Below are 9,958 nucleotides of genomic sequence, written 5' to 3'. Positions count from 1 at the left end.
CCGTCGTACATGGTGCCGGCGTCGCTGACCGTGCTCGATGCGTTTCCCGTCCTACCGAACGGCAAGCTCGACGTTTCTGCATTGCCCGAACCCGTGCTCGCGACGCGTTCCGGTCGTCCCCCGAATTCCGATGTGGAGCGGCAGATCTGCACGGCCGCAGCCGCAGTGTTGCACGTGACCGAGGTCGGTGCGGACGACGACTTCTTCGACCTCGGCGGCGACAGCATCATGGCGATGGAGTTGGCTGCGAGGCTCCGGTCGGCAGGCCTCACGGTGTCGCCGCGGCACATTGTGTCGTGCCGAACACCGGAAGGCATTGCAGAAGAGCTCGTTTCGACAGGGTCGCAGCCAGAAGTCGTCACGATCGATCCGTACGGAACCGTGCCGTTGACACCCATAGTGCGGTGGATGGACGCACTCGACGGGCCCATCGACGAGATCTCGCAGGCGGTGTTGTTGGAAGCTCCGGCGTCGCTCACCGAGGACTCGCTTCCGGAGCTGGTCTCGCTGCTGACCGACCGGCATCCGATTCTGCATTCTCGATTCGAGCGGAGCCCGGGTTCGGAGTCGATCTTCACGGTGCTGCCGGACGGTGCCGACGTGCGTCCGTGGATACGCGTCGTCGATGTCGACGGTCTGACCGAGGCCGAGCTGGCCGACCGTGTCGGTGTCGAATCACGCTCTGCGCGTACCCGATTGAACCCGGACGACGCGAGGATGGTCGACATCGTGTGGCTTCGACACCGAACCGACCCACAATCGTCCGGTGAGCTGCTGATCACGTTGCATCACCTCGTGGTCGACGGCGTGAGCTGGCGGATACTGCTGCCCGATCTGGTCGCGCTGTGGAAGCAGACAGCCACCGAGCGAAGCCCGATCGGTCCGTCGATGCGGCACTGGGCGCACGAAATGCGCAGTCTCGCGAACTCACCCGAGGTGCTCGCCGATCTCGACTACTGGGCAAGCGTCGGTGATGGAGCTTCATCGATCCCTCTGGCGCGTCCGCTCGACCCGGCGGTCGATACGGGTGCCCGTGTGCGCACAGTCGACTTCGCGCTGCGGGAGGACGAGAGCGCGCACCTGTTGTCGAACGCCACAGTTCGCCTCGGCGCCTCCGTCGAACACTTGTTGTTGGCCACATTCGCAGCTGCGACGGCAGAGTGGATCGACAGTGAGATCACGACGACGCCGTCGTTCCTGGTCGACGTCGAAGGTCACGGACGGTCGGGGGTCGCCTCGGATCGGGTGGATGGTTCGTCGGTGGTCGGCTGGCTCACGGCAGTGTTCCCGCTTCGCATCACCGCGCAGAGTGGGGATCACCGCACACTGATCGCGCACGAGGAGAATCCCGCTGCCGCAGAATCTGTTCTGCATGAATTGGCGGAATCGGCCAGGGCGTCGAGGGAGTCCGTGCCGGGCGACGGATCCACCTACGGAATGCTCCGGTGGATGGGCGGCGAGGCCGAAGAACTCCTGCGTCGAACTCCCGATGCAGCAATCGAATTCAACTACCTCGGTCGTTTCGACGCGGCGACCGGCGGGCCGTTCGGTGCCAGCCGGCTACGCAGCAGTCTCGACTCGACACCCGGTGTTGCCACACCCTGCAGCTACGCGCTGATCGTGGACAGCTACATCCACGACGAGCGCGGCTCGTCGGTACTGGGGGTGACGATGACCTGGCCCGAGGAGGTGCTCGAGGGCGTCGAGAAACTCGCGACGCTGTGGCAGGACACGTTGTCCGCAGCGTGTCGAGTTCTCGCTGCCGACGCGCCTAGTGAGGGAAGGGTTACCTCATAAGTGCTACCTTGTCAGTCGCCTCACCCGGTCGGGTGTGGGACGCAGCAGTGCGTGGTCGAGTCGAGAGGTGCCGAGCAACGATGAAGGTTCGTACGAAGTGGATGAGGAGCGCTGCGTCGATCGCGCTCGCCGGAGGGCTCACCGTCGCTCTCGCTGCCGGTTGCAGCAGTACCGAGGAAGCGCCTGCAACCGAGTCCACCACCGCCGCGCAGGAATCTGCATTTCCGGTCACCATCGATTCCGCACTCGGATCCGCGACGATCCCCGAGGCTCCGACGCGTATCGCTACCTGGGGATGGTCCAACCAGGACGCCATTCTCGCCCTCGGTGTCGTGCCCGTCGCCATGCCGACCTTCGACGGAGCTCAGTACGGAGCGGACGATCGCGGCATTCTCCAGTGGGACGCGAAGGCGCTCGCCGACCTGGGCGGCGAAGCACCCACGCTGCTCTCCGGTGACGGAACCGGAGAGGTTCCGGTCGAACAGTTCGCGGCCGCTGCCCCCGATTTGATCTTCGCCCCGTACTCGGGACTGACCCAGGAAGAGTTCGACAAGCTCTCCGACATCGCACCGGTCGTCGCGTACCCGGAAGAGCAGTGGACTACCTCGTGGGAGGACCAGCTGACCATCGCGGGCAAGGCTCTCGGCAAGGAGAAGGAGGCCGCCGATCTGGTGTCCGGCGTCGAGAGTTCCATTGCCGACGCGGCTGCGAAATACCCGGCGCTGGAGGGTAAGACGGTCACCATCGCACTACCCAACGCTCCCGGCACGTTCGCCGTCAGCAAGGACGACGACGTGCGCGTGGAGTTCCTCGAACAGCTCGGTCTGGTCATCGAGCCCACCATCCAGGAGGCCGACCCGGTCAAGGATCCCGATGCCGTGTACTTCGAGCTCAGCCTCGAGCAGGCCTCGCTGCTGAAGTCGGACGTTCTGTTCGTCGTGGCCTACGACAAGGAGTCACTGGGTGCCTTCCTCGTCGAACCGGCCGTGGCCTCGCAGCCCGTGCTGGCGCAGGGACGCACTGCATCGACCGAAAACCTCAGTGCAGACAAGAACTTCGCGTTCGGTGGCCTGACGGTGCTCACCATTCCGTACATCCTCGACGACGTGGCATCGGCGCTGAACACCGCTGCCGAGAACGTCCAGGGCTGATCCGGGCGCAGGCCCACCCGACACACCACCCATCTGCACTTTCGCGAAGGAGCGTGTTTCACAGTGGCAAGGTCCCATCGACTTCAGGTCGTCTTTCCCGAAGTCATCCGTACGGCCACCGTGATCGACACGCAGCAACTCAGTTCGGGAATGCGCAGGATCGTGTTGGGTGGGCCGCAGCTGCGTGAGTTCACGCGCGATGGATTCGAGTTTCCAGCGCTGCGCAGCGAAGGGTTCGACGATTTCGTTCGCCTGTTCTTCCCGCTCGACGACATCGGTACGATGGCGCTGCCCGTACAGCACGAGCGCACGGTGGAGTGGCCGCGGGACCCGCGGCCGGTGACTCGCAACTACACCGTGCGCAGCGTCGATACCGACAGTGCGGAACTGACCCTCGATTTCGTCACCCACGACACCGGAATCGCCTCGACGTGGGGGCGTCGCTGCGCCGTGGGTGATTCCATCCCGCTGCTCGGTCCGGTGCGGTCGGGTCACGCACCCGCCGAGGTGGATTGGGTGTTGCTCGTCGGAGACGAGACCGCATTGCCTGCTATTGCTCGCTGTCTCGACGAAGCAGAAGCAGGTCAGCGAATTCGGGTGCTCGTCGAGGTGGCCGACGCCGAGCGAGAACTACCGCTGCCGACGGCCGCCGACGCCGAGATCACCTGGGTCCACAGCGACGGCGCAGTCGCAGGCACCGGAGACCTGCTGGAAGCAGCGGTGCGTAGTGCACCCTGGTGGGAAGGAACCGTGTTCGCCTGGGTAGCAGGCGAATCCACGGCCCTCAAGGGAATCAGGCGATACCTGCGCGAGGATCGCGCCCTGCCGCCCGAGATGGTCGAGGTAACCGGCTACTGGCGTCGCGCAGAGGTTCTCACCCGCGCGGACGATCCGGAAGTTCCCGATCTGGCCGCCCGCGAGTCCGAGCCGTTCGACAGGCTGGCCGAACGAGCAGAGATGTTCTCCCCCTTCGCGATCAGGGCCGCCAACACGTTGCGCATCCCGTTGCATGTCTCCCGCGGCGTACGCACCGTCCGTGAACTGGCTACGGCCACCGGCACCGATACGCGTGCCCTGGCGAAATTCGTCCGCTACCTGCGGGCTGTCGACGTGCTCACCGAGGACTCGGACGGCGGATTGATCCTCGCCGATATCGGCGAAGCCATGCTCGGTGACGACTGGATCTCGCATTGGCTCGACTTCGAGGGCATCGAGGCGCGAGTGGAATTGTCGATCACCGGCCTCGCGGAGAGCCTGCGCACCGGCGGGGCCAGCGCGAGCCTGCTGACCGGCAAGACGTTGAGCGAGGACCTCGCAGGCTCGCCTCGGCTGACCGAACTGCACCACAACCACATCGCCGACGAGGCGGCGTTTCTCGGTCCGGCTCTGGTGCAGGACTATTCGTTCGACGACGTGTCGACGTTGGCGGTGACCGGTGCGGCCTCCGGTGTGGTGCTCGGCTCGATCCTGACGGGCCATGACTCGATGTCGGCAACCGTTCTCGGCTTGCCCAGCGAACTGGGCCTCGTTCGACGCGATCTGCAGACGTGGCCGGAACTTCCGGCGCGCGTGACCGAGTGCGCTCAGAGTGTGATGGCCGAACCTCGTACGACCCCCACGGGCGGATTCGACGCGTACCTGTTGCTCGAGGTCACCGGCCACTATCGCGACGACGATCTGGCGTTGCTTCTGTCGAGCGCCGCAGCAGGGGTGTCCGAGAGCGGCAAATTGATTGTGGTGGAACGACTGTCGGACGAGCAGTCGATCAACGAGGATCAGGCCGAGTTCGATCTGCTGATGCTGTGCATGCACGGCAGCGGAGTGCGGACCAGAGCCGAATTCGAGTCGGTGGCAGCTACAGCGGGACTGGCGGTGACGGCGTCTCGTCTGGTCGGCTGGGGTATCGCCGTCCTCGACCTGCAGCGGGCGCCCGGTGCTGTCGAAGCCGTTGTGCGCTCGCGCTAGTTAGGTTAGCGTTGCCTATCGAAGGCGCGTAGCGATGCTCTCGGCATGTCAGTTACGCGCGATGCGCGGTCTCGGACCGATTCACCGTCAGGAGTGCACATACAGATGACCGTTGTCGAAGAAACGGCGTCGGGCACGGCCGAGACGACCATCCTGCAGCGCGGGTTGCAGACGGTGGTCACGTTGGCCGAGTCCGGCTTGTTCGACGAGTACGTCGTGTACGAGGACAGAGGGCGCTGGGTGTTCGCGGGCGGCGTGGTCGCTCGCATCGTCCTGCAACCGGATGTCGTCACGACGACGTTCGGGAGTGGCGAGCCGACGGTGCGTCGGTGGTCCGGTAGTCCGTCGGCAGCGTTGCGTGAGGCCTGCGACGGTCTGACTCGCGAATCCTGGAATGCGTACGGATTCGTCGGATTCGGGTTCGCCGCTCACCTGCACGACGCCATCGCCGAGTCCGACTCCGAGTCCGACGAGGTGCTCGCCCACTTGGTCGTGCCGCGAGTCGAGGTCGAATTCGGCCACGACTGCGACGACGTCGAGGTCACCGGGAGCGATGAGGACCGCGCCGCGGTGCTCGCCGTGCTCACCGCCGCCTCCGTCGAGGAGCCTCCGACGGTGCACTCGATCGATGTCGGCGGCGATCTCGACGACTATCGCGCTCGGGTGGCGCAGGCCGTCGAGGAAATTCACCGCGGCGACTACGGCAAGGTCATTCTCTCTCGCACGGTGCGTATTCCGTTCGCTCTGGACATGCCGGGCACCTACCGGGCCGGGCGAGCAGCGAACACCCCGGCTCGTTCGTTCCTGCTGCACCTGGGTGACCTGCGTGCCGCCGGTTTCAGCCCAGAACTGGTTGCGTCCGTGGATGAAGACGGTGTGGTCATCACCGAACCGTTGGCAGGCACACGGGCTTTCGGCTTGGGTTCGGATGCCGACTCCGCAGCAAAGTCCGATCTCGAGCAGGACCCCAAGGAAATCACCGAACACGCTGTGTCCGTTCGCACCTCGTTCGAGGAGCTGGAATCGATCGCACACCCCGGGTCGACCGCCGTGTCGGACTTCATGAGTGTGCGCGAGCGCGGAAGCGTCCAGCACCTCGCGTCGACCGTGCGGGCACGCTTGCGTGCGGACCTGTCCTGCTGGGATGCCTTCGGAGCTCTGTTCCCGGCCGTCACGGCATCGGGCATTCCCAAACGCGAGGCCATCGAGGCCATCGGGAGGCTCGACGACTCTCGCGGCCTGTACTCGGGTGCCGTCGTGAAGGCGTCGTCCACGGGGGAACTCGAAGCAGCGCTGGTGCTTCGAGCGGTCTACGAGCAGCGCGGATCGTCCTGGCTGCGTGCGGGTGCCGGCATCGTCGGCCAGTCGACTCCCGATCGTGAATTCGACGAAACCTGCGAGAAGCTCGCCAGCGTCGCCCCGTATCTCGTCCGGAAGAAGGAGGAAGACGCCTGATGCATCGCACCATGTTGGGTGGAAAGATTCACCGTGCCACCGTCACTCACGCCGATCTGCACTACGTCGGCTCGATCACCATCGATTCGACTCTGATGCACGCCGCCGATCTGATCGAGGGTGAACAGGTCCACGTCGTCGACATCACCAACGGAGCGCGCCTGGTGACCTACGTGATCGAAGGACACCCCGGTTCCGGTGTCATCGGAATCAACGGAGCAGCAGCGCATCTGGTGTCCCCGGGCGATCTGGTGATCATCATGTCGTTCCGTCAGGTGGAAGACTCCGAGCTGTCCGCGCACACCCCGTCGGTGGTGCACGTCGATTCTGCCAACGAGATCGTGGCCCTCGGAGTCGACCCGTCCGAGCCGGTTCCGGGCGCACTCGATCAGATGTCGGGGGCGAGCGTTCGATGACGTCGCACGAGAACTACGACATCGTCGGCGTCGGATTCGGGCCGTCCAATCTGGGGTTGGCCATCGCGATCGAGGAACACAACCGAACATGCTCTCCCGCAGAGCGATTGACGGCGTGCTTCGTCGAGTCGAAGGACGAGTTCGCCTGGCATCCAGGAATGCTGTTACCGGGTACGACGATGCAGATCTCCTTTCTCAAGGACCTGGCGACCCAGCGCAATGCCAGCAGTGAGTACACGTTTCTGGCATATCTTTCGGAGCAGGGGCGGCTCAATCACTTCATCAACCTGCAGACGTTCTTCCCGAGCCGGCTCGAGTTCCACGACTATCTTGCGTGGGCCGCAGGCAAGGTCGACGCGACCGTTCTGTACGGCACCCGGGCGGTCGACATCGTCGACACCGGCGACGGCTACGGCGTCCGAACCGAGGGCCGGCGAACCGGGACCGTGCGGGGGCGCAACATCGTGCTCGCCGGAGGACTGACCGCAACCCTGCCCGACGGGGTCACGGCGTCGGCGCGGCAGTTCCACAATCACGATCTCCTCGGCCACCTCGATCGGTTGCCGTCGCGGACGCATCGCACCTTCGTCGTCGTCGGTGCCGGGCAGAGTGCCGCCGAGGTGGTGGACTACCTGCACTCGACGTACAGCGATGCGTCGGTGCACGCGGTGTTGCGCAAGTACGGGTACAGCCCGGCCGACGACAGCCCCTATGCCAATCGCATCTTCGATCCGACGGCCGTCGACGACTTCTACTCGTCGTCGCACACGCTGCGCGAGCAGCTGCTGCGGTATCACCGCGGCACCAACTACTCCGCCGTCGACCTGCCTCTGATCGAGGAGTTGTACGCGCGCGAGTACGCCGAGCGAGTCAGCGGGCAGCGCCGATTGTTCGTGCACGGAGCATCACGGTTGATCGGGGCCACCGAGGAGCCGTCGGGCGTGCGTGCCTCCGTCGAGCACGGCCCGACGGGACTGGCCGAGGACATACTGTGCGACGCTGTCGTCTATGCCACAGGCTTCACGTCCCTCGATCTGCCCGAGATCCTCGGTCCGCTGTTCGACGCCGTCGAATACGACTCTCGCGGTCCTCGCGTGACGCGTGACTACCGACTCGTGACGCGCGAACCGAGTGCTGGTTCGATCTACCTGCAGGGCGGCACCGAGCACACACACGGTCTGACCTCGTCGTTGCTGTCCAACATTGCTGTTCGCAGCGGTGAGATCGTGAAGTCCGCTGTGAGCGCGAGGGTGCGATCGGTGGTGTGAATCGGGTGAGGGCGAGCGTGGGCGACGAGCCGGAACAGCGAGATGTTCCGGCATTCGTCGGTGGTCTCGCTCGCACCGATGCGCGTCGGGCCGCGGGGTTGTTCGTCGTCGTCGGTGTTCTGGCAGTGCTGTGCCTGGTGAGCATTTCGGTGGGCACCGAGTACATCCCGATCGGTGAGGTGTGGCGCGGGCTGCTGCACGCCGATGGATCCACCGAATCCGTGATCGTCCGTGAACTGCGGCTCCCGCGTACGGTTCTGGGGTTGCTCGTCGGAGTCGCGCTCGGGGTGGCCGGTGCGCTGATTCAGGCGATGACGCGAAATCCGCTGGCCGACCCGGGAATTCTCGGCGTCAACGCCGGGGCGGCGTTCTTCGTCGCGATCGCCGTCGGCGTGCTGGGTGTCACCGGCATCGGGTCCTACATCTGGTTCGCGTTCGCCGGGGCAGTGGCCGCCACGATCGTGGTGTACGCGCTGGGGTCGCTGGGGCGAGCCGGTGCCACTCCGATTCGGTTGACGCTGTCCGGAATTGCGCTCGGTGCGGTACTGGGCGGCGTCACCTCGGGCATGCTGTTGCTCGATCCGGATGCCTTCGACAGGATGAGGTTCTGGGGAGCCGGGTCGTTGGCCGGTCGAGGTCTGGACATCGCGTCCGAGGTCGCCCCGTTCATCGCGCTCGGAGTCTTCCTGGCGGCGTTGATCGCACGTCCCCTCAATGCGATCGCTCTCGGCGACGATCTGGCCCAGTCGTTGGGGGCGAATGTGATTCGTACGCGAATCGTCGGTGTCGTCGCAGTGACTCTGCTCGCCGGCGCTGCGACGGCGGCGGCCGGGCCCATCGGATTCGTCGGACTGATGATTCCGCACATGGTGCGGTGGTTCGTCGGACCGGACCAGCGTTGGATTCTGATCTACACGGTGTTCGCGGCACCGGGCTTGCTGCTGCTCTCCGATGTGGTCGGACGCATCGTGATCAGGCCGGGGGAGCTGCAGGTCGGTATCGTCACCGCGTTCGTCGGCGCGCCTGTGTTGATCGTGCTGGTTCGCCGGAAGAAGGCGAGCGGACTGTGACCCGTGGACAACGCGGCGGCGACATCGATTTCGGCCGAAGGCTGTGGGTCGTGCGAGTTCGGGATCGAGTGGACGGCCGGATCGACATCCGAACGGTCGGCGTCTGCGCGGCCTTGCTTCTCGTCACAGTGGTGGTCTCCGTCGTCGCGGTCGGTACCGGCGACTTCTACATTCCGCCGAACGAGGTGCTCGCGGCGGTGTTCGGCGACGCGCCGCGCCTCACCGAGATCGTGGTGATGGAGTGGCGGTTTCCCCGAGTGGCACTGGCCTTCCTGTTCGGAGCCGCCCTGGGCGTATCGGGCGCGGTCTTTCAATCCTTGACGCGAAATCCGTTGGGCAGCCCCGACATCATCGGATTCGGCACCGGTGCCTACACCGGCGCTCTCGTGGTCATCCTCGCTCTCGGTGGTGGCTACTACCGGACCGGAGCGGGCGCGCTCATCGGCGGACTCGCGACGGCGGCCGTGGTCTACCTGCTCGCGTACCGGCGCGGGGTGCAGGGCTTTCGGTTGATCATCGTCGGGATCGCCGTCAGTGCCGTCCTGGCCTCGGTCAACACCTGGCTCGTGATCAGGGCCGACCTGGACGACGCGATCGCGGCCGCCGTGTGGGGTGCGGGCACCCTCAACGGGCTTGGATGGTCGCAGGTGGGGCCCGTGCTGGCCGTGTCGGTCGTCATCGCGTCGGGCTTGGCGGTTCTCTCGCGTCGGCTGCCGATGTTGGAGATGGGGGACGACGCAGCGAGGGCCCTCGGTGTGCGCGCCGAGCCGACCCGTCTGATGCTGGTGTTCCTGGGTGTTGCGCTGATCGCGATGGTCACCGCGGCGGCGGGGCCC

General features: G+C 65.5%; 8 protein-coding genes. All 8 read left to right on the top strand.

Features of this window, described 5'->3' with window-relative positions; translation table 11 throughout:
* On the top strand, window positions 1–1,797 hold a 1,797-nt coding region (locus tag RHBS_RS18405), incomplete at its 5' end, for a condensation domain-containing protein (RefSeq protein WP_145977542.1).
* Between the two features lie 80 nt (window positions 1,798–1,877).
* Window positions 1,878–2,948: an ABC transporter substrate-binding protein gene (locus tag RHBS_RS18400; RefSeq protein WP_237669396.1), complete on the top strand. Its 1,071-nt coding sequence runs from the start codon at window positions 1,878–1,880 to the stop codon at window positions 2,946–2,948.
* A gap of 63 nt (window positions 2,949–3,011) precedes the next feature.
* On the top strand, window positions 3,012–4,913 hold the full coding sequence (locus tag RHBS_RS18395) for a siderophore-interacting protein (RefSeq protein ID WP_128646188.1): 1,902 nt from the start codon (window positions 3,012–3,014) through the stop codon (window positions 4,911–4,913).
* A 105-nt stretch (window positions 4,914–5,018) separates the two neighbouring features.
* A complete protein-coding gene (locus tag RHBS_RS18390; protein WP_128646187.1) occupies window positions 5,019–6,368 on the top strand; it encodes a salicylate synthase in 1,350 nt (449 codons plus the stop codon).
* On the top strand, window positions 6,368–6,784 hold the full coding sequence (gene panD, locus RHBS_RS18385) for an aspartate 1-decarboxylase (protein WP_128646186.1): 417 nt from the start codon (window positions 6,368–6,370) through the stop codon (window positions 6,782–6,784). The genes RHBS_RS18390 and panD overlap by 1 nt, the downstream gene beginning before the upstream one ends.
* Window positions 6,781–8,052: a lysine N(6)-hydroxylase/L-ornithine N(5)-oxygenase family protein gene (locus RHBS_RS18380; protein ID WP_128646185.1), complete on the top strand. Its 1,272-nt coding sequence runs from the start codon at window positions 6,781–6,783 to the stop codon at window positions 8,050–8,052. Before panD ends, RHBS_RS18380 begins: the two co-directional genes overlap by 4 nt.
* Window positions 8,053–8,057: 5 nt before the next feature.
* The gene (locus RHBS_RS18375) at window positions 8,058–9,122 is read left to right on the top strand and encodes an iron ABC transporter permease (protein WP_128646184.1); all 1,065 of its coding nucleotides are present in this window, start codon (window positions 8,058–8,060) and stop codon (window positions 9,120–9,122) included.
* Window positions 9,119–9,958 (top strand): iron chelate uptake ABC transporter family permease subunit (locus RHBS_RS18370; RefSeq protein WP_128646183.1); only part of this gene is annotated, 840 nt, incomplete at its 3' end. The genes RHBS_RS18375 and RHBS_RS18370, both read left to right, overlap by 4 nt.

Origin of the sequence: Rhodococcus sp. BS-15 (assembly GCF_000813105.1) — a bacterium.
GTDB lineage: Bacteria > Actinomycetota > Actinomycetes > Mycobacteriales > Mycobacteriaceae > Rhodococcoides.
Note: the sequence above shows the minus strand (reverse complement) of the source record. Positions and strands in the feature narration are given on the sequence as shown.

Excerpts from the sequence above, each read along its gene's own strand:
- RHBS_RS18380 (WP_128646185.1), top strand. The coding sequence starts at position 6,781 with ATGACGTCGCACGAGAACTACGACATCGTCGGCGTCGGATTCGGGCCG.
- panD (WP_128646186.1), top strand. The coding sequence starts at position 6,368 with ATGCATCGCACCATGTTGGGTGGAAAGATTCACCGTGCCACCGTCACT.
- RHBS_RS18390 (WP_128646187.1), top strand. The coding sequence starts at position 5,019 with ATGACCGTTGTCGAAGAAACGGCGTCGGGCACGGCCGAGACGACCATC.
- RHBS_RS18400 (WP_237669396.1), top strand. The coding sequence starts at position 1,878 with ATGAAGGTTCGTACGAAGTGGATGAGGAGCGCTGCGTCGATCGCGCTC.